The organism is Sorangium sp. So ce836, from assembly GCF_028553905.1.
GTDB classification, from domain to species: Bacteria; Myxococcota_A; Polyangia; order Polyangiales; family Polyangiaceae; genus Sorangium; species Sorangium cellulosum_D.
Genome location: NZ_CP102233.1, coordinates 3,176,294 through 3,195,268, shown reverse-complemented (window position 1 = coordinate 3,195,268; position 18,975 = coordinate 3,176,294). Strand labels below are relative to the sequence as shown.

Here is an 18,975-nt window from a genome sequence, read left to right as displayed (position 1 = left end):
CCCGCTCGGCGGTCCCCTCACCGCCGTGCGCGCCTAGCACGCCGGCGATGTCGCGGCCGGCGCCGGTTGCCCTCCCCGATGCGACGCCTCCAGCTGCGCGTCCGGACCTGAACGCGGTAGCCGTGGACGGACACATTGACGATAGTTGATTCCATGGGTAGACACGCGAGCGTGAGCAGGCGTACTTCCCGGCCCAAGGCGGCAAGTCCCAAGGCGGCAAGTGAGGAGGCTGCGCTCCACGCAGCGCTGGAGCGCGTGGAGCGTTTCGTGGACGCGCTGGAGGCTCGTCACGACTTGGCGCGCGAGCGTTTCGCGGCCGGCACGAAGAGCGCGCGCGCCGCGCCCCGGATGCGACGTGACATCGAGGAGACGTGGGCGGACTACGAAACGGCACGACGCCTTCGCGACACCGTCGCGGCTGCAGTCATGGGCGCGCAGGCGCGGGTGGCGGTCATCGAAGCCGATGCGTGCGCCGCGATCGCCGCCGCGTTCAAGCAGTTCAAGAAGGATCGGGCTTGGCGACGTCGATCGACTCGCCCGAGCGGAGCACAGGGGCGGCAACAGCGGACCGGGGCAAAGCCGAAGTCTCCGGACGAGCTCGCAGAGATGGTCGCTGACGCGAAGAAGGCTGCCGCTTGCGTGATTGCAGATCGAAGCCGGCTCATTGCACGATTGGTGGACGCTCGTGCCGCGGCGGCGGCGCTCCGTGGTCTACTCGCGACCGTTCCAGCGGGTGCTCCTGAGGAGGCCGCTTCGATTCGACGGCGCATCACGCTGTGCGAAGAGCACGGCGCGTATGTCGAGCAACAGCTGCTGGCCAGCGCGAGGAGCGCGCAGCAGCTCGTGGCCGGTTTGCGCGAGCTCGTTCACGGGCTACCCGAGCCCGTCGCGAGCGCGCTCGCCCGACTCGAAGCGCGGGGAGCGCCTGTAAAGGATAGCAACTGATGCATGCTCACCGGTAGTCGCTCGGATTGACGTCCTGGTCGCCGTCCTCGACCGCCTGATTGTATCGCCACACATCGGGGCGTGATCCGTCGAGGTCCGTGAAGCCGTACGCGGCCGCCAGCTGCGCTGATGTCACCGACCGCTGGTTCCATCGCTCACGCTCGGGGTCGGTCGCGAGCGCCACGACCGCGCGCCCCACGTAGCGAGGCGACTCCGATACCGCAAACCCAGGCGGAGAGGGCGCGGCGCGCCAGTTGTCCTCGGTGACTTTGTAGTTCTCGAGCATCATCTCGGAGCGGAGCCATCCGGGGCTGATCGCCACGGCCGTGGCCCCGTGTGGCGCGAGCTCGTGGCCCTGGGAGAACGCCAGACGATTCACTGCAGCCTTGGCCAGGTCATAGAACACCGAGATGCGGTACCGCGACGCGTTGTAGTCGGCGGTGCCGTCGGTCACCTCGACCAGAAGGCCTCCGGGGCGAGCGATCAGGAGCGGGATGAGGTGGTGGGAGGTGATCAGGTGCGTATCGATGGCGAGTCGGAGAATCCGGAGCCCCTTCTGGAGGTCGTGCCGCCAGATGGGCGTGTTCCATTCGGAGGGTCCGCCTTTGAGCCGCTCCGCACCCCAGATGTCGTTGACCAAGATGTCGATGTGTCCGTGCGCATCCCGGATCTGGTCCGCCAGACGCTTGACCTGGGAGGCGTCGAGGTGGTCGACGACCATGGGGATGCCGTGGCCGCCCAGCGAGGTGACGAGCTCGGCGGTCTCCTCGATCGTCTCCGGGCGGTCGTAGTCCGATTGCAGGGAGCGGTCGCGGCTGCTGCGGCCGGTACAGATCACCGTGGCGCCGGCCTCTCCCAGGGCGGCCGCGATCCCGCGGCCGGCCCCTCGTGTCGCCCCCGCGACGACCGCGATGCGACCACGCAAAGCGTCAGGGTCCAGATATCTCCTCGTCATTTCGCTGCTCCTTGGATGGCTCCGCCGCCGACCGGCCCGCGTCGCTGCCGTGGACGACCCCGCACAGCGAAGCGGCACCGGGAGGACGTGAGGCCATACCGCGCGAGCATATCCGGAGGCCCGCGGCGCACCAAACCGGAAGCAGCGGTGTTGCACGCCATGGCGTGGGACCATCGGGGGCCTACGCACGCCGCGTTCCCAGCATCCAGCGCCTCGCGCGCGTCCGCGCCCACGACCGCGTGGGGCAGCCCGTGGCCGAAGAGCGCCACGCCCTGGAGCGCGCTGTCCTCCTGCGCAAATTCCAGCCTCTCGCGGACGGCATCGCCGCCGCGCGAGGCCGCCTCGGCGACCTGGGCGGCCAGCGCGCGGTACGCGGGCGGCCACGGGGAGGTCCCGCAGATCCTGCAGTTTGTGTGGTGATACCCGAATTCGACTCTCACCCGAATTGTTCAGTCCACCAACGTGGGCGTGACGTCTCGCATCGAGGCATAGGTGAGTATGCCTATACCTCGATCCAGCTGGCTCGGGTACGAAGTCCTGGCGGTCACTTGCATCGGGCGATGCGAGGACGGACGGCGATCTCGGAACAATCGCGCTGGAATTCGTAGCCCCCGGGTCGAGCTGTCTACGACGAGCGCCGTTGAGCCTCCCTCACCCTACAGGCCAGATGGATGCTTGTAGCGTCCTGGGGAGGATATCGCTGTTCCCTGCGCGACAAGCTCAGCTGTTGATGGAGAATAAAAATATGCGGTCAATACGTCGCTGCGTCTCTACGAATTTGATCGTCCTCGGTCTCCTGAGCACCGGCATTTGGGCCTGTGGTGAGGCGAATGACGATGGTACGTCCTCGACCAGCGGAGGCACCCCTGACGGGGTTACCACCAGCAGCGCGGGTGCCACCACGACGGCCGGCACGGGCGGCACGGGCCCTGGCGGTACCGGAGGCTCAGCAGCCGAGGGCACCTCGGGCAGCGGTGACGCAACCACCGGGCAGGCCAGCAGCGCGGCCAGCGGCGGAGAAACGGGCGGCACGGGCGGGAGCTCGGGCGAGTGCGTCAAGGGCCAAACCAAGGGAAATCAGGTCGCGGTCATCGGCGAATCGTTCATCGCCGCGACTCACGGCATCACGCAACAGATCGAAAAGCAGGCCAAGGCCAACGGATCCCTCGCCGAGAACGAGCGCTATATCGACAACTCCGTCAGCGGCACGACGTTGGCCAACGATCAGATCCCCAGCCAGTACCGCAAGGCCGCGGAGAACGGCATGATCAAGTACGTGCTGATGGACGGGGGCGGGAACGACTGCTTGTTGAGGGGGGACGGCGACGGAGCCCTCGCCGCGGCGGAGTCGCTGTTCGAAACCATGGCCGAGGACAAGGTCGAAAAGGTGGTCTATTTCTTCTATCCAGACCCCATCGGAAACCAGTTCGCGTCGCTCAAATCCTGCCTCGATACGCTCCGGCCGAAGATGAAGGAGCTGTGCGACGGGCTCACGTCGCCGAAGTGTTACTGGCTGGACCTTCGTCCGGTCTGGAACGGACACAACGAATATACGCAAGACGGAATCCACCCCACCTCTCCCGGCAGCATCGCCACCGGGGATGCAGTTTGGGAAGTGATGAAGGAGAACTGCGTCGCGCAGTGACGAGAGCGGGCCGCGCACGCTGCGCATGCTGCCGGATGGCATCTGTCTCGGCCCTCTGGCGGCCCTGGGCAACCACGCCGCCCGCCTCGGCCTCGGCGCCGAGCGCGCCGGACGTCGCGCCGTCCGAAGCGACCGCCCCGCCGGCCGATAGCACGACGTCCTCTGCGCGGCGCGCGCGCCGCTCACCCCCTCACCCCCGGCCCATCCGCGCCATCGCCTCGGCCAGCGCGCCGTCGTCCGCGCCCTCCGCGCCCTCCGCGCCCGCCGCGAGCGCCGCCTCGGCGGCGGCGAGCGCCGCGTCGCGGAGCCGGTAGAGCTCCGGCTCGGGGATGCGCTCGCGCGCGGCGAGCACCCCCGGCGGGACGCCGCGCAGCATCTCCAGGACCACCCCGAGGCGGCGCCTCGCCGCGGGCGGGGCCGGCGCGCCGAGGCCGAGCCGCCGCCGCGTGGACTCCGGCGCGCCGGCGAGGCGGCGCGAGGCCGCCTCGGCGACCTGGGCGGCCAGCGCGCGGTACGCGGGCGGCGACGGGAGCGGCGCGTCCAGCCAGACGAGCAGCCGCACGAGCTCGCGCGCGCCGCCCTCGAACGCACGGCGGCCGTGGAGCATGCGCCGGTTGTCGACCACCAGGACGTCCCCCGGGCCGAGCGCGAGCTCGATCACCTCGCGCCGCGACGCCTCGACGAACCGCGCGAGACGCGCGGCGATCGCGTCCCCCGGCGGCGCGACCGGCGCGTGCGTCAGCGCGAGGGCGCCGTCGCGGAGCGACACCGTGGGGCCGAAGACGTCGCCGAAGACGAACGGGATGCGCCGGTGGACCGTGAAGAGCGCGCGGAAGAGCTCGGGGTCGGCGCGCTCGATCGCCGCGAGCAGCGCCCAGCCGTCGAGCAGGAGGCAGGCGCCGCCGCGCTCCGCGGGCCGGACGCAGGCCATGATCTGCACGGCCGGCGGCGCGCCCGCGAAGCTCTGGCTGTCGGTGTGGAGCGGCGCCGCCGCGGAGCTCGCGGCGAACGACCTCCCCCCCGGCACGGCCTTGATCGGCTGCCGCTCGACAAGGCGCGGCCTCGACCCGAGGAGCCGCTCGGCGAAGCTCCACGGCGCCCGCGCGGCCTCCTCGGGGGCCAGCGAGGCGTCGCCGCGGAGGACCGAGAAGCCGCGCCCCGCGAGCTCGTCGAGGAGCCTCGCCGGACCGCGCTCCGCGCCGGGCCAGATCCACCGCTCGCTCACGGGCGCGCTCCGCGGGGGCGCTCGAATGGAGGAATCATTAATATTATCCAGCACATAGAGCCAACATCCCGCGCCGTCCACGCCGCTCACGCATCGAGGAAGCGCGCCTCCCGGAAGCCGGCCCGGAGCAGGTCGCGCGGGATCGGCAGGACCCGGAGCAGCGGCGCGCCCTCGGGCACCTCGATCGGCGCCCCGATCCGGCGCACGTGGAACACCGCGGGGGTCGCGAAGAAGACGTCGGTCGCGACCACGCCGCGCAGCACGTCGTAGCCGTCGCCGTGGACGCCGTCGAGCAGGCTCGACCAGCCCGGCGGCGTCCGGGTGAAGGCCCACGGCTTCACGAAGAAGTGCGGCTCGCCCGGCGGGTGGGGCGTGAAGTACTTCGTCAGGTACCAGAGCGCCCCGCGGTTCGCGGCGATGAAATCCGCGCCGAAGACCCCGGCGAAGGCGCGCTCTACCGCGGCCGCGCCCTCGGCCAGGCGCGGCGCGTCCGGCGCGACGGCGAGCGTGTGCCCGTCGAACGTGGCGCGGAACGGCACGGCGTTCCTCACCACGAGCGACTCGAGGCGCCGCGCCCCGCCGCGCCACGGGACCGGATCCGGCCCGGCCGCGGTCGTGACCTCGGTCACCTCGGCGATCTCGGGCGCCGCCGGCCCGGCAACCACCAGCCGCACGCGCGCAGGCCCCGCGCTCCCCTCGCCCGCATCTCCCGCTCGCGCGCTCCCCTCGCCCGCATCTCCCGCTCGCGCGCTCCCCTCGCCCGCGCCCCCTTCGCCCGCGCGCCCCTTCCGCTCGCCGGCCTCGCCGCCTACGAGGCGCCGGTACTTGCGGGTCACCTCGCCCTTCTTCACCGCGAAGTACCTCGCGTCGTAGAACTCCGCGTGCGCCCGCCCCACCTCGGGCGCGTCCGCCAGCGCGCAGGCCTCGATCCGCCCGCCGGGGCGCACCGGCGCGAGGCAGCCGATCTCGCCCTCGATCCTCAGGCGCCGCGGCGCCTCGTCGCGGACGCGCAGCTCGAGCACCAGCGGGACGAAGGCGCGCTCGTCGGCGAGGTACGCCTCGCTCACCTCGATCAGCACGTTGCGGCGGTTCGCGGCGCCCGCGACCCGCAGCCACACGCCAGGGTCCGGGCGCACCAGGAGCCCGGTCCACAGCCGCAGGCGCGGCGGCCCCAGCCCCGTCCGGCACGTCCAGGCGACGCCGCCGCGCAGCGCCCGGTGCCACGCCCCGTCCGGCGCCAGGAAGCCCTGCGACACGAGCCGGGGCAGCGCGGCGCGGTGGGCGCGCAGCAGCGCCTCGCGGTGCTCGCCCGCAGGCTCGGCGCGGAGCGACCCGAGGCGCCGCTGCACCTCGATCGGCAGCGCCAGCGTGATCTGATGACCGAACGCGTTGCCCTCGAGCAGCGGCACGCACGCCTTGGCCACCCGGAGCGGCACCGCGCCGTCGAGGTCGCCCGTGCGCCGGGTCAGCCGGCACAGGCCGAGGGCGTCGAGCACCTCGAAGCAGGCATCACCCGCCGCAGCCACCGCCACCGCCGCAGCCGCCGCCTCCACCGCAGCCGCCGCCGCCGCCGCAGCTCGACGAGCTGCACCCCGAGCCGCCGGAGCCGCCCTCGGTCGAGACCATGCGCGGCGGGGTGATCGCGAAGATCATCGGCCCGAAGAGCGGCGACATCGCGAGCGCCGCCGTGCCGGTCGCCGCCACCGTCAAGCCGATGTCCACCGCCTCCCGGCGACGGCCGCCCGCGACGTCGGCGCGCAGCGAGACGGTCGAGTCCTCGATCCACTCGAGATAGGCCGACTTCATGGCGCTGTACGCGCTCGTGCTCCTCGCCACGATCCACGTGGCGAACAGGAGCGCGATCATCTCCACCACCAGGAACGTGTGCGGCCGGTTGAGCTCCTCCGCGCGCAGGACGCGGATCAGCCCCACGCCGAGCAGGACGACGCCCGCGGCCCAGACCACCGCCGAGAGGATCGCCACCCTCCCCCGCGGCCGGATCATCCCGGCGGCGGCGAGCTCCTCGCGGATCTCCGGCTCGACGTCGGCCGCGACCCGCTCGGCCGAGGCGCGCACCTGCGCCACCGAGAGCGCCGCGCTCGGATCGCCGCCCGCGCGGAGCGACGTGAGCAGGCCGAAGAACGCCGAGAGCACCCGGTCCCGCGGCGGGGCGCCGCCCGCCACCTGGAACGACTCCCCCTTCCCGTCGCCGCCAGGGACGAGCCACCCCGCGGCCATCGCGACCGCGATCAGCGTGGCCGCGACGCCCTTGTTCTCTTCCCGGAGATACGCGATCGCCCAGTACTCGTCCGGCTGCGGGATCCAGCCCACCGAGAGCCGCTGCCGCTGCGGCGGCGCGCGGAAGCGATAGGGCGTGCCCGCCGCGGCCGCGGCGGCCGCCGGCGCGCCGCCCGGCTGCGCCGCCGCGCGATCGAGCGACGCGCCGAGCGCCTTGCGCGCCAGCGCGGCGAAGAAGAGGCCCGACGACGACAGCACGAAGTAGAACAGCAAGAACTCCGGCCCCGACGCGATGTTGAACGGGAAGAAGTCGAAGATCTCGTGGATCATCGCGCCGCCTCCCCGTGCTCGAGCCGATCGACGTCGACGACGGCGCGGGCGAGCAGCTCCGCCAGCGCCTCGTAGGCCGCGCCCGGCGCCTCGCGGGCCCGCTGCAGCGGGGCGACGTCCACGCCGAGCAGCTTGCCAGCGCCGGCGAGCACCGTGCCGAGATCGTCGTCGCCGTCGACGCCGCGCAGGCCGAGCAGGGCGTGCAGCGGGCCGCGGATTTGCTTCACCTTGCGGAGCACCGCGCCGCGCAGGGCGTCGTCCGAGCCCATCCCGTCCACCACCGCGCGCCGGAGCCGGATCTGCGCCTCGCGGAGCTCCTGCTCGACGCGCAGGCGGCGGTTCTTGCCGTCGATCACCAGCGCCGAGAACGGATCGCGGCCGGAGAGGAGCACGTGGCACCGGCGGATGTCGTCGTAGAGCAGCGGGAACACGTCCGCGGCCTGCGGGATCTCGGCCGCCGTGAGGATCATCGCCTCGATCCGGGCCGCGTAGCGCGCGAGCCGGAGCGCGTTGGCGATCGCGTCGAGGCTCTCGCGGGACGCCTCCTCGAGCACCACCATCAGGTCCACGTCGCTCTGGCCGTCGCGGTAGCCGCCCCGCGCCGCGCTGCCGTAGACGAGCAGGCACGCGAGCCGGTCGCCGAGCGCCCGCTCCAGGCTCTCCTTGAGCTCGACGAGCCGCGCCCGCACCGGCGCCGGCAAGCGGGAGACCGCGCTCCCCGTGGCGTTCGATCCGTCTTTCATAGGCTACCTTCGCGGCTCGACGAGCCGGACATCGGCGCTCGAGCCCATCCCCTTGATCGCCCAGATTACCCGACCTCCGGGCAGCCGTTCCCGCCGAATGAACGGCAGGAGCCTGGGCCGCACGCCCCCGTCGGCCGCCGGCCCGACGAAGCGGGCGCGGAGGAGCAGGCGATCGACGAGCGCCTCGGCCGCGAGGCGCTCGTCGGCCGCCGCCGCGGCGGCGATCCGGAGCGCGTCGGCGACCGCGGCGAGGCGCGGGGCCCGCGGCGACGCCTCGACGCACCGGGCCCCGAGGCGCGCGGCCGCGTCGCGGTGCGATGCGAGCCGCGGCAAGAGCGGGAGCGCGTCGTCGACCCGCTTGCGCTGGAGGATCGCGCGCGATCGCGCGACCTCGTCGGCCGCGAGCGGCCGGACGTCGGCCGGCGACGGCTCGCGCGGGGCGGTGAGGAGCTCGGCCACGCGCGCCTGGACCGCGGCGAGCGCCGCGGCACCGGCGGGCGGATCGCCGGTGGACGAGGGCGGCGGCGCGGCGCGCGGCGGGGGCGGCGAGCGGCGCGGCGGCGCGGACCGGGCGAGCGCGCGGGCGGTCGCGAGCTCGGCGGCGAGGGCGGCGAAGGGCGGGAAGTCGCCGTCGCGCTCGAGGAGGATCGGGACCGGCCCGGTGGCCGCGAGGACCGCGGCGAGGAGGGCGAAGACCGGCTCGGGCACGGGGTGGGCGTGCGTGTCGAAGTAGAAGCCGTGCTCGCGGGCGCCGCCGGCGACGTGGATCATCGCCACGCGCTCGAGCGGGTACGACCGGGCGAGCGCCCCGGGATCGACGCCGGCGTTGACGGCGTTCGCGTAGACGTTGCCGACGTCGAGGAGGAGGTCGCAGCCGGTGCGGGCGACGACCTCGGCGTAGAAGCTCCCCTCGTCGAGGGCGTCGTCGGGGAAGCGCAGCGTGCGCGCGGCGTTCTCGAGCAGGAGCGGGATGTCCGGGAGCGCCCGCCGGGCGGCGGCGACGTTCCGCGCGACGACGCGGGCCGCCTCGAGCGTGTACGGCAGGGCGGTGAGGTGCCCGATCTCGCGCCCGCCGCCGCGCACGAAGGCGACGTGCTCGCTCACGACCGGGGCCCCGAGCTCGCGGCAGAGCGCCCCGAGGCGGCGGGCGCGATCGAGGTCGACCCCCTCGGCGCTGCCGAGCGAGAGCTTCACCCCGTGGGGCACCACCGGCCAGATGCGCGCGATGGCCGAGGCCTCGCGCCGCGCGGCCGGGCTCGCGAAGCAGGCCTCGGCCACGACCTCGACGAAGTCCACGGCCGAGGGCGCGGCGAGCAGATCCGCGGCGAGCTCGGGGCGGAATCCAACGCCGACGCCGCCGACGGCGACGCCACCGCCAATGCCGCTCAGAGGAACTGGCTGCTCCACTTGCGGAACGTCATGATGGTCTTCTCGCCGGCGCACAGGACGGGCTGGGGGCGATAGATCTTGTTCTCCCAGATCGGGATGTCCTCCTCGATCTGCCGGCACACCTCGGCGGCGAGGGCGTGGCCGAGGCGCTGCGCGCCGTCGTTGCGCAGCCAGAAGGCGACGCGCACGTCGACGAGCTCCTCGTCGATCGGGGTGACCGTGTTCACGAAGAGGAGCTCGACGATGCCGGTGAAGCGGATCGTCCCGTACCCCATGCCGTGGCCTTCCCAGGTGATCGTGCCGTCGACCACCTGCCCGCCCGGGCCCTTCTGCTTCACCGCCGATCGGGAGCGGATGTTGTGGCCGTCGATCTCGAGCTCGGTCCGGGGCTGCAGCGGCATGCTGTGCACCACGACGAAGTGGGCCGGATCCACGATGTTCTCGAGCGTCTCCTGGACGTGCGTCCGGACCCTCCAGCGCTTGTTCATGCCCGGGGACCACTCCGCCGAGCGCGCCTCGGGGAGCGGCGGGATCTCGAACGCCGGAGGCTCGCCCGAGGGCGCGTGGTGGACCAGGATGGCGCCGTCGAGCTCCCGCACCTCCCAGCAGCGGACCCGCGCCTTCGGGGGGATCGTGTCCGCGTACGGGATGTGCACGCACGCGCCCTCGCCGGAGATCACCCATCCATGGAACGGGCACCGGATCCCGCGCTGCTCGACGCGGCCCCCCACCCCGAGGTGGGCGCCCATGTGCGGGCAGTGGGCGTCGAGGACGCGGGCCTCGCCATCCTGCGTCCGGAACAGCACCAGGTCCTGGCCGAAGCAGCGGAGCGGGAGGGGGACGCCGGCGGACAGCTCCTCCGCAGAGGCGACCTGAAACCAGCCTTTCGGGAAGGGCGGAAGGGGGATTCGAGCGCTCACGTGGATCTCCTCGGCGCCGAGCCTGTCGTGTTCGCCCGTGCGCTCGAGCGGCGCCGGGGGTGGGGGCGGAGTCGTGCCGGCGGTCGCGGCATGAGCTCACCATCTTACGAGACCCGGGCGCGCCGAGGTACCTCCGAGCTCACGCCGGCCGGCCTCGCGCGACCGAGCGGGCGGCCGCGCTCCAGCGGACCGCGCGGACGGCGGGCGCTCCGATCAGGCGGGGTGGAGCGTCATCTTGAGAGCATGGCGCGGCCGGAGGGTGGTGACGGCCTGGGGCGACACCGGGCGGCCGGGCACGAGGCGCGTGCGGAGCCGCCGCAGCAGGACGGCGAGGAGGATCTGCGCCTCCATGATCGCGAACAGGTTGCCGATGCACTGCCGCGGTCCGCCGCCGAACGGCATGAACGAGTAGCGCGGGCGGGAGGCCGAGCGCTCGGGCGTGAAGCGCTCGGGGTCGAACCTCTCGGGGGCCTCCCAGAAGGCGGGGTCGTGGTGCATGACGTACTGGCTGACGATGACGGTGGCGCCGGCGCGCACGGGATAGCCGCAGATCTCGTCGTCTTCCTTCGCCACGCGCGGGAGGAGCCAGGAGGGCGGATAGAGGCGCATCGCCTCCTGGATCACCATCTTCGCGTACTCCATCTTCGCCAGGTCGGCGGCCGTGGGCCGCCGGTCGCCGAGGACCTGCTCGATCTCCGCGCGGAGCTTGCGCTCGACCTCGGGGTGCCCATCGAGCAGGTAGAAGAGCCAGGTCATCGTGATCGCCGTGGTCTCGTTGCCGGCGATGAACATGGTGACGAGCTCGTCCCGGAGCTGTCGGTCGTCCATCCCGGAGCCGGACTCGTCCCGCGCGTGCAGGAGGAGCGACAGGAGGTCGTCCCGCTCTTCGCCGCTCCGGCGGCGTTCCTTGACGAGGCGCAGGATCGCCTCGTCGATTCTGGCGAGCGCGTCCCTGAAGGCGCGCTCGCCCGGGAGCAGGCGGTCGGGCACGAAGTAGAGGAATATCCTCGCGTTCAGCGTCTGGAAGGCGGTGAGGAGCGCGTCGCCGAGGGTATCGGCCTCCCTGGGGGTGATGCTGACGCCGAACATGGTCGCGAGGATGATGCGCTGGGTGAGCTGCATCATCTCCCTGTCCACCTCGACGACGGCGCCGGTGCGCGCCAGCTGCTCGAGCCGCGGCAGATCGCTCTCGACGATATCGACCATGAGGTCGACCAGGCCCGCGAGCTGCCGCGGCGCGAACAGCGGCTGCATGCGGCGGCGGTTCCGGAGCCATTCGTCGCCGCTGACCGAGACGAGGCCGTTGCCAATGAGCCTCCGGATGGGCTTCCACATCCCGCCTTCCTTGGTGAAGTTGCGCCAGTTGTCGTTGAGGACGTACTGCGCCTGATCGGGGTGCGTCGCCAGGTAGGCGCGGATGGGGCCGAGATCGAGCTCGATGAGCGCGCCCGGGTGCTGCCGTGCGAGCTGGAGGAAGAGGCTGGGCGCGTCGTGCACCAGCCCCGGGAGCAGCCCTACCACCGGATAGCCGCGGGCACGCGCTGCAGGCTTGCGAACCGACGTTGACGCAGCCGTGGACGAAGGATCGATCGTTTCGAGCATGTCGCGCTCTCCTATCCTGGAGGAGGCTACACGAGCTCGGTCGGCTGCCCAACGTCGGTTATCCCAACTGGGTCGCGAAGGAGCCGCTGTATGCCGATCGAGGTGCGCGTGCGCGAAGATCAAGGCGCTGAAGCGTACGGCGAAAGAACCAGCAATCGTCATGCCGCAGCGGGCGGGCCGAGCGTGCGTCGACGGGCTCCCGCGTTTGCTCCGAAAACGAGGCTTATCGCTCCCCTGATCTACGCAGATGAGCACGCGGCCGGCGAGCCCCCCTGTCTCTCCAGAGGAGACACTGTTCCTCCCGAGGAACAGCGGGGGTGTCAGCGCTGCGCTTGCTTCGCGAGCGCGGTCAGGCGACGGCCCTCGAGGACCGAGGCGACGGCGTAGCCGCCGCCGCCGGCGATGGCGAGGACCCAGAAGAGGCCGGGAGCGCCGAGGAAGAGCGCTGCGGTGGAGATCAGGGCGAGCCAGGTGCCGAGGCCGTAGTGCAGCAGGTTGCGGCGGACGGCGCCCTCGCCGAGGTAGATCAGGCCGACGACGAAGCCGGAGCCGGTGGGCCAGAGCATGGTCTGCAGATCCGGCATGTCGAGGGTGTACGCCAGACCGGTGATGGCGAGGAACAGCGCGGTGAAGGCGCTGGCCCACGAAGCGCCGAGCAGCTTGCCGGACAGGGCGTCGGGCCCGCTCGCGCCGCGCTGGGCGCGCGTCGCGGCGAGGGTGGCGTAGACGGTGCCGACCGCGAGCCCCGTTCCCAGGAGCGTCGTGGGCACCCAGCCGGGCAAGGCGAGCAGGGGGCTGGCTCCCTTGGAGATCGCGGCGGCGCCGTGGCCGAGAGCGTAGGCAAGTCCGAAGCTGATGTAGGTCGCGCGGTTGTCGACCTCGCCCACGCGATGTGCGGGGACGGCGTCGGTGGTGGCGGCGAACAGGGTCGGGGCGGCGGTCGGGGTGGCGGCGAACATGGTGGGAACCTCCGGGTCATGGGTGCGAGCCGAGAACGGCGAGCCGTTGAAAGGAACACGGAAACGCCATCGGCATCGACTTACATGCGTAAGGTTAATTCCGTCACCTAACGATTGTCAACTGACGCAGGCAAGAAAGTCGTCCGGCGACGAGGCCACGGCCGGGGGGCACGGCGCGCAGGGTTACGGTCCACGCGTCGCCGCCGTCGAGCAGGAGAAATTGTAACAAATATTACTAACATGCCGCGCCCGTGAGGACTAACAGCGATAAGTTTTTTGGTGTAAGGTAACACTATGGGAGACAGCGGAACGGCGGCGTCGGCCGCACCGAAACCGGCCCGCGACCGCAACCGCCGCGGAGAGGGCGCCCGCCTGCGCGACGACATCGTGGCCGCGGCGGTCGCACTGCTGGACGAGGCCGGCGACGAACGCGCCATCACGTTGCGATCGGTGGCCCGCCGGGTCGGGATCGCCGCCCCCTCGATCTACCCCCACTTCCCCGACCAGCCGGCCATCATGCTGGCCGTCGTGCAGCAGGCCTTCGCCGAGCTGGAGAGCAGCATGCGATGCGCCGTGGAAGAGGGCGGCGACGACCCACGAAAGCGGCTGTACGCCGTCTGCAACGCCTATTTGGAGTTCTCCCGGAGTCACCCAGAGCGCTACCGCACCATGTTCGGTGGCCTCTGGAAGCCCACCCTGGGCGACAGTTCCGTGACCGAGCGGGACCTGACCACGCTCGGCCAGGAAGCGATGAAGATCCTCGTCGACGCCCTCGGCGGCTGCGTCGCCGCCGGGTGCTCCACCAGCACCGACCCCGCCGCCGACGCGATCGCGCTGTGGCTCGGCCTGCACGGGCTCGCACACCAACGCGCCGTGACCCGCATCTTTCCCGGGCCCGCCGACATCGCCGAACGCATGATCTCCGCGCTCGCGCGCCTCAACCCCTGAGCGGGGGGCGCGGCTCAGCAGCCGAGGAAATCGAGCACATCCTCGTTGAACTTCTCGGGGTTCTCGAGCCACATGAAGTGGCTGCCCCCCTCCTCGGCGCTGAAGATGATGAGCTCTGCGCCGGGGATCTGGTCGGCGACCCACTGCTGGGAGATGGGGCTGAAGATGCTGATCTCGCCCCCGACCACGAGGGTGGGCACGTCGATCCGCGGGATCACGTCCCGCCAGTCCTGCGCGGCCTGGTCCACGAGCAGCTTGGCCGCGTATTCGCGCGGGAGCTTCAGGTTCTCCTCGACCACGGCGGCGAGCCGATCCGCCGGATAGCCGGGGCTGAAGAGGCTGGCCACGAGGCCCTGGGTCGTGACGATCCCGTCGGGGCCGCGCAGCGCGGCGGCCGTGTCGTAGAGCGACTGCGGCGTGAACAGGGACCCCGCCTCGACCCTCTCCTCCTCGGACCAGTCGGGCCAGACCGTCATCGCCGGGCCCACGTCGACCAGGATCAGCCGATCCAGGTACTGCCCGCCGTAGTTGTCCCAGTAGCTATAGAGCACGCCGCACCCCATCGAGTGCCCGAGCGCGGTGACGCGCTTGAGCTTCGTCCCGCGCAGGAACTCGTAGAGATCCCTGCTGAAGCGCGCCATGCGGTAGCCGTAATCGACCTTCTCCGACTCGCCGTGGCCGCGCCAGTCGAGCACGAAGACGTGGTAGCGCTGCGCGAAGGCGAGGATCTGGGCCTGGTACAGCGCCGCCGACTGGGACCACCCCGGCAAGAGGAGCAGCGGCTCGCCTCGGCCCGCCTCCAGGTAGTTGAGCGCGACCCCATCGCTGGTCGTGAAGGTCCCGGAGCGGATGCGCGGGCGCGGGCGCGGCGCTGCGGACGCCTCTCCGCCGAGCAGGCTCGCGGCGGCCAGCCCCGCGCCGAGGCCCACCGCCTGCTTCAGCACCTGGCGGCGGGTACGGTCCGAGCTGGACGAAGGTGCTCCTTGCTTCTTGTCGGTCATGACTCTCGATCTCCACGGCAGGCCGCGCGAGCACGAGGCTGCCCCCGGGACTCAGCGCCGCCACTGCCAAAAGAAAGCTCTCGACACGACGACAGCGGTCGTCGGAAGTGACGACCTTCGCCGGCGCGCCACCGAGCAAGATGCGCACGAGCAGGCGGCCGCAGCAAGGATGGAAATGGTCTTTACCAAAGAAACGTAAACAAATCTCCGACACCGGCGCTCGCCCTGGATCTGGCCAGCTGCGCCGGAGGGGCGCGTCGGCCATCAACGCGCATCAACGCGCATCAACGCGGATCGCCGCGCGGCGTCAGGCCATGAACCGGACGCAGTAGATCGGCGGGAGATGGCTGGAGATGGCCTGCCGTCCCGCCCTCGACCTCGAGCGCGGGGCATTCCACGTGTCTTGCCAGGTTCTGCGTGAAGGTGATCTGCGCCATGCCGCGTGCTCGCGCGCGCGGAGCCCGCCGCGCGCCCCTGCTCCGGCCGCATGGTCGATCTGGACGGAGGACGGCGCAAGGCCGATGGCGGGGCCCGGCCGCTCGTGACGGAGATCACCGCGAGGCCGCGCCGCCCGGCAGGACGGCCGGCCCGGTCAGGGCATCACCGACGCCTGCCGTTGCCTCAACCACGCCTCCCCGGACGGGAACTCGAACCTCTCGAGCGACTCGGGCCGCAGGGTGACGCTGCATCCAGCCGCGCTGGGCGGCCTGTAGCGGCCAGCCTCGATCACGACCGGATCGACGAAGTGCTCGTGGAGGTGATCGACGTGCTCCAGGACGCGATCCTCGAGCGACGCGCTCACGCAGATGTAATCGAAGAGCGAGAGATGTTGCATGATCTCCGGCAGGCCGACCCCGCCGGCGTGAGGGCAGACCGGGACGCCGAACTTGGCCGCCATGAGCAGCACGGCGAGCACCTCGTTGACCCCGCCCAGCCGGGCGCCATCCACCTGGCAGAACCGGATGGCGCCCGTCTGGAACAGCTGCTTGAACATGACCCGGTTGTGGGCGTGCTCCCCCGTCGCCACGCCGATCGGCGCGATCGCCCTGGCGATGGCGGCGTGGCCGAGGATGTCGTCGGGGCTCGTGGGCTCCTCGATCCACCACGGATCGAACGCGGCGAGGCGCTGCATGCTGGCGATCGCCTGGTCCACGTCCCACACCTGGTTGGCATCCATCATGAGCCTGCGGTCCGCCCCGATCTCCTCACGGATGATCTGCGCCCGGCGGATGTCGTCCTCGAGGCTCGCGCCGACCTTGATCTTGAAATGGGAAAAGCCGCGCGCGAGCCCCTCGCGGCACAGGCGGCGCAGCTTGGCGTCGGAGTAGCCGAGCCACCCCACGGACGTCGTGTAAGCGGGGAAGCCGTGCGCTCGCATGTCTTGCTCCCGCGCGCCGCGGGTCGGCGCGTTCCGGCGGAGGATCTCGAGCGCCTCGTCGGGGCCGAGCGCGTCCGTGATGTAGCGGAAGCTGACGCAGCGGACGAGCTCCTCGGGGGTCATGTCCACGAGCAGCTTCCAGAGCGGCTTGCCCGCCGCTTTCGCCCGCAGATCCCAGGCGGCGTTGACGATCGCCGCCGTCGCCAGGTGGATGACCCCCTTCTCCGGGCCGATCCAGCGGAGCTGGCTGTCGCCGGTGATCTCGTCCCAGAATGCGCCCATGTCGGCCGTCACCTCGTCGAGGCGCCTGCCCACGACCAACGGCCGGAGCGCGCCGATGGCCGCCACGCAGAGCTCGTTGCCGCGGCCGATCGTGAAGGTCAGGCCGTGGCCTTCCAGCCGCGCCGGGCCATCGGTCTCGAGCACGACGTAGGCCGCCGAGTAGTCCGGCTCGGGGTTCATGGCGTCCGATCCGGCGAGGGAGCGCGAGGTCGGAAAGCGGACATCGCGGGCGACGACATCGGTGATGCGGACGGACATAGGCCCCCTTCGAAGACCGCGCCGGACAGCGCGCGTGGCCCTCGTTGGTTAGATGCCGACGCAGCGCGAGGGGGGCGGTCACGCGCGGTGCGGGCGCCGGGATCGCCGTGGCGATCGGCCATGCGCCCGGGGCGGCGCGTCGAGGCGAGCGCCGGTCATTCGCAAAGCCAGCCGCCACCGATCACGAACAGGTCCGCGGCGCAAGCCCATCGCTCCTCCGTGAGGGCCTTGTCGACGCAGGACGCCGATTTCTCGTCGAGCTTGAAAGCATCGCTTCCGATGGCGCAGCCCACGCTATCGAACAGGACCCCGATCGCGTCGCCGCACGGGAAATTCGGGACGCGACAAGCGTTGCCGATCTCCACCACGCGCTTCGCCGCCACCTCGGCGGAGATGCCTGAATCTTCGCAGAACACCGGGCGCTCCTCGCAGGCCGGGCGGCCATCGAGCGGGATAGGCTTGTAATCCCAGTCGGAAACGACGAACCCACCGATGCCCGAGCCCCAGAGATCGTCCCGGCCCCCCGTACCGCCCGAGCCTCCGGCGCCGTCCGAGACGTCCCGGCCCCCCGCACCGCCGGCGCCGCCGGTACGCGACGCCGAGTCGCCGATGGCACAGCCGAGAGAGCTCACGAGCCCAAGAACAAGCAATCGCTGTTTCCATTGCATGGTCAGAGCATAGGAGATTCCATGAGGAGCACAACGGGGCACTTGGGCTCCGCTCTCGGTGCCGCGAGGCGCGCGGAGGTCACCCCGCGTCGCGGCCCCCCGCCCTGCTCACCCACCCCCTTGGGCCTGCGGCGAAGCGCTCCTCTTCCGTCCCGGGATGTGCGTGCGGAGCGAGGCGAAGCTCACGACCACCAGCGCGACGGCGACGGCCACGGCGTAGAAGAAGTAGCTCACGGGCGGCTGCGGCTCGAGCGCGAAGAACGAGCCGCCGGCCACCGTGCCGAGGAGGCCGCCGGCGCGAGACACCGTCTGCGCGCAGCCCACGCCGGACGCGCGGATATACGTGGGATAGGAGTGCGCGCCCACGGTGTAGAGGAAGCTCTGCATGCCGTTCATCGCCATGCCCGCGAGCGTGAGCAGCGCGAGCGACCGGCCGTCGAGGGCGCCCCCGCTATCGAGGATGGTCGTGCCGATGAGGAACGTGGCGACGGCGCCGACCGTCGAGAGCGCCGCGCCCACGCGGCGCGAGCCCCACCAGCCGATCATCACGGCGCCGCCCACCGCGCCGAAGAACCCGCCGAAATTGAAGAACTTCGAGCCCTGCAGCGACTCCGCGGTGCTCATGCCCGTGAACGACAGCACCGTGGGCAGCAGGTTCACGCACGAGAACAGCGCGAGCGTGTTCAGCGCGAACGCGGCCCAGAGCAGCAGCGTGGTGGAGCGGTACGTGGCGCCGAGCAGCGCGGCGAGCCAGCTCTCGGGCGGCGGCGGCGGCTCGGCCACCACGAAGCGCTCGTCGCCGGTGAAGCGGCGCTCGCGGAACAGGCGGTTCAGCAGCTTCGCGAGGCGGCCGTGCAGGTGGGGGCGCTGCGCGAGGTACTTGGGCGACTCGGGCAGCAGGAACATCGCCGCGACGAAGAGCACGAGCGGCAGCGCCGCGCCGATCCAGAACACACCGCGCCAGCCGTACATCGGGATGACCCGCTGAGCGACCCCCGCCCCGAGCATGCCGCCGAGGGGCACGGCCACCATGGCGCACGCCACGGCGACGCTGCGGGCGTGCCTCGGGGTCCATTCGGAGATCATGGCGGCCGCGAGCGGCGTCACCCCGCCGAGCCCGATCCCCGTCACCACGCGCCAGATCGTGAGGCCTGTGAGCGAGCCGGCGTGGGCGCAGAAGAACGACCCGAGGGCCAGGAACGCCATGCAGGCGATGTACGAATTCCTGCGCCCGATGCGATCGCCGGCCCAGCCGAGCGCCACCGAGCCGATGGCCATGCCGACCATGCTGCCCGTCAGGGCCGGCGTCAGCGCCGCACGGGCGATCCCCCACTCCTTCAGGACCTCGGGCGCCACGAACGCCATCGCCTGCAGGTCGAAGCCGTCGACCAGCATGATGATGACGGTGAGCACGGTTATCGCGAGCGGCAGGCCGATGAACTTCGCCGAATCGATGAGCGAAATGATCTCGATCTCGTTCTTGTCCATC

Annotated in this window: 17 protein-coding genes; 3 read left to right on the top strand and 14 right to left on the bottom strand. The window is 71.7% G+C overall.

The window, feature by feature from the left end; translation table 11 throughout:
* Positions 1–267: 267 nt before the first annotated feature.
* Positions 268–945 carry a hypothetical protein gene (locus tag NQZ70_RS11645; RefSeq protein WP_129574285.1) on the top strand — a complete coding sequence of 226 codons (678 nt, stop codon included), beginning with the start codon at positions 268–270 and terminating at the stop codon, positions 943–945.
* Between the two features lie 7 nt (positions 946–952).
* Here the strand turns inward: NQZ70_RS11645 and NQZ70_RS11640 are convergent, their stop codons facing one another.
* Positions 953–1,900: an SDR family oxidoreductase gene (locus NQZ70_RS11640; RefSeq protein ID WP_129574284.1), complete on the bottom strand. Its 948-nt coding sequence runs from the start codon at positions 1,898–1,900 to the stop codon at positions 953–955.
* A 730-nt stretch (positions 1,901–2,630) separates the two neighbouring features.
* On the opposite strand from NQZ70_RS11640, the gene NQZ70_RS11635 reads away from it, so the two are divergent.
* The gene (locus NQZ70_RS11635) at positions 2,631–3,545 is read left to right on the top strand and encodes an SGNH/GDSL hydrolase family protein (protein WP_237245238.1); all 915 of its coding nucleotides are present in this window, start codon (positions 2,631–2,633) and stop codon (positions 3,543–3,545) included.
* A gap of 190 nt (positions 3,546–3,735) precedes the next feature.
* Here NQZ70_RS11635 and NQZ70_RS11630 read toward each other — a convergent pair whose 3' ends face one another.
* The 8 genes from NQZ70_RS11630 to NQZ70_RS11595 form a co-directional block, all read right to left on the bottom strand.
* Entirely contained in the window at positions 3,736–4,770 is a 1,035-nt protein-coding gene (locus NQZ70_RS11630; protein WP_129574283.1) for a TauD/TfdA family dioxygenase, read from the bottom strand.
* Positions 4,771–4,856: 86 nt separating this feature from the next.
* Entirely contained in the window at positions 4,857–6,323 is a 1,467-nt protein-coding gene (locus NQZ70_RS11625) for a hypothetical protein (protein WP_129574282.1), read from the bottom strand.
* Positions 6,280–7,338, bottom strand: coding sequence for a hypothetical protein (locus tag NQZ70_RS11620; protein WP_237245236.1), 1,059 nt, complete (start codon positions 7,336–7,338; stop codon positions 6,280–6,282). The genes NQZ70_RS11625 and NQZ70_RS11620 overlap by 44 nt, the downstream gene beginning before the upstream one ends.
* Positions 7,335–8,081, bottom strand: a complete 747-nt coding sequence (locus NQZ70_RS11615; protein WP_129574281.1) for a nucleotidyltransferase domain-containing protein — start codon at positions 8,079–8,081, stop codon at positions 7,335–7,337. Before NQZ70_RS11615 ends, NQZ70_RS11620 begins: the two co-directional genes overlap by 4 nt.
* A 3-nt stretch (positions 8,082–8,084) precedes the next feature.
* Positions 8,085–9,488 (bottom strand): DUF692 domain-containing protein, encoded by a 1,404-nt coding sequence (locus tag NQZ70_RS11610; RefSeq protein ID WP_129574280.1) that lies wholly within the window; start codon positions 9,486–9,488, stop codon positions 8,085–8,087.
* Positions 9,467–10,390, bottom strand: coding sequence for a Rieske 2Fe-2S domain-containing protein (locus NQZ70_RS11605; RefSeq protein WP_129574279.1), 924 nt, complete (start codon positions 10,388–10,390; stop codon positions 9,467–9,469). The genes NQZ70_RS11610 and NQZ70_RS11605 overlap by 22 nt, the downstream gene beginning before the upstream one ends.
* A 213-nt stretch (positions 10,391–10,603) precedes the next feature.
* On the bottom strand, positions 10,604–11,992 hold the full coding sequence (locus NQZ70_RS11600) for a cytochrome P450 (RefSeq protein ID WP_129574278.1): 1,389 nt from the start codon (positions 11,990–11,992) through the stop codon (positions 10,604–10,606).
* Between the two features lie 320 nt (positions 11,993–12,312).
* Positions 12,313–12,951: an ABC transporter permease gene (locus NQZ70_RS11595; RefSeq protein WP_129574277.1), complete on the bottom strand. Its 639-nt coding sequence runs from the start codon at positions 12,949–12,951 to the stop codon at positions 12,313–12,315.
* A 294-nt stretch (positions 12,952–13,245) separates the two neighbouring features.
* Here NQZ70_RS11595 and NQZ70_RS11590 point away from each other — a divergent pair, with 294 nt between their 5' ends.
* Positions 13,246–13,899 (top strand): TetR/AcrR family transcriptional regulator, encoded by a 654-nt coding sequence (locus NQZ70_RS11590; protein WP_129574276.1) that lies wholly within the window; start codon positions 13,246–13,248, stop codon positions 13,897–13,899.
* Between the two features lie 14 nt (positions 13,900–13,913).
* Here NQZ70_RS11590 and NQZ70_RS11585 read toward each other — a convergent pair whose 3' ends face one another.
* From NQZ70_RS11585 to NQZ70_RS11565, 5 genes are all read right to left on the bottom strand, one after another.
* Complete coding sequence (locus NQZ70_RS11585; protein WP_129574275.1) at positions 13,914–14,900, bottom strand: alpha/beta fold hydrolase; 987 nt, start codon at positions 14,898–14,900, stop codon at positions 13,914–13,916.
* Positions 14,901–15,184: 284 nt separating this feature from the next.
* Complete coding sequence (locus NQZ70_RS11580; RefSeq protein ID WP_165373912.1) at positions 15,185–15,337, bottom strand: hypothetical protein; 153 nt, start codon at positions 15,335–15,337, stop codon at positions 15,185–15,187.
* Between the two features lie 155 nt (positions 15,338–15,492).
* Positions 15,493–16,818 (bottom strand): L-fuconate dehydratase, encoded by a 1,326-nt coding sequence (locus tag NQZ70_RS11575; protein WP_129574274.1) that lies wholly within the window; start codon positions 16,816–16,818, stop codon positions 15,493–15,495.
* A gap of 155 nt (positions 16,819–16,973) precedes the next feature.
* Entirely contained in the window at positions 16,974–17,528 is a 555-nt protein-coding gene (locus NQZ70_RS11570) for a hypothetical protein (RefSeq protein WP_129574273.1), read from the bottom strand.
* A 66-nt stretch (positions 17,529–17,594) separates the two neighbouring features.
* Positions 17,595–18,974, bottom strand: coding sequence for an MFS transporter (locus NQZ70_RS11565; protein WP_129574272.1), 1,380 nt, complete (start codon positions 18,972–18,974; stop codon positions 17,595–17,597).
* Position 18,975 lies beyond the last annotated feature (1 nt).

Bases quoted from the DNA above. Each gene is read 5' to 3' on its own strand.
- NQZ70_RS11620 (WP_237245236.1), bottom strand. From the start codon at position 7,338: ATGATCCACGAGATCTTCGACTTCTTCCCGTTCAACATCGCGTCGGGG.
- NQZ70_RS11595 (WP_129574277.1), bottom strand. From the start codon at position 12,951: ATGTTCGCCGCCACCCCGACCGCCGCCCCGACCCTGTTCGCCGCCACC.
- NQZ70_RS11600 (WP_129574278.1), bottom strand. From the start codon at position 11,992: ATGCTCGAAACGATCGATCCTTCGTCCACGGCTGCGTCAACGTCGGTT.
- NQZ70_RS11615 (WP_129574281.1), bottom strand. From the start codon at position 8,081: ATGAAAGACGGATCGAACGCCACGGGGAGCGCGGTCTCCCGCTTGCCG.
- NQZ70_RS11585 (WP_129574275.1), bottom strand. From the start codon at position 14,900: ATGACCGACAAGAAGCAAGGAGCACCTTCGTCCAGCTCGGACCGTACC.
- NQZ70_RS11575 (WP_129574274.1), bottom strand. From the start codon at position 16,818: ATGTCCGTCCGCATCACCGATGTCGTCGCCCGCGATGTCCGCTTTCCG.
- NQZ70_RS11565 (WP_129574272.1), bottom strand. From the start codon at position 18,974: ATGGACAAGAACGAGATCGAGATCATTTCGCTCATCGATTCGGCGAAG.
- NQZ70_RS11635 (WP_237245238.1), top strand. From the start codon at position 2,631: ATGGAGAATAAAAATATGCGGTCAATACGTCGCTGCGTCTCTACGAAT.
- NQZ70_RS11580 (WP_165373912.1), bottom strand. From the start codon at position 15,337: ATGGCGCAGATCACCTTCACGCAGAACCTGGCAAGACACGTGGAATGC.
- NQZ70_RS11640 (WP_129574284.1), bottom strand. From the start codon at position 1,900: ATGACGAGGAGATATCTGGACCCTGACGCTTTGCGTGGTCGCATCGCG.
- NQZ70_RS11590 (WP_129574276.1), top strand. From the start codon at position 13,246: ATGGGAGACAGCGGAACGGCGGCGTCGGCCGCACCGAAACCGGCCCGC.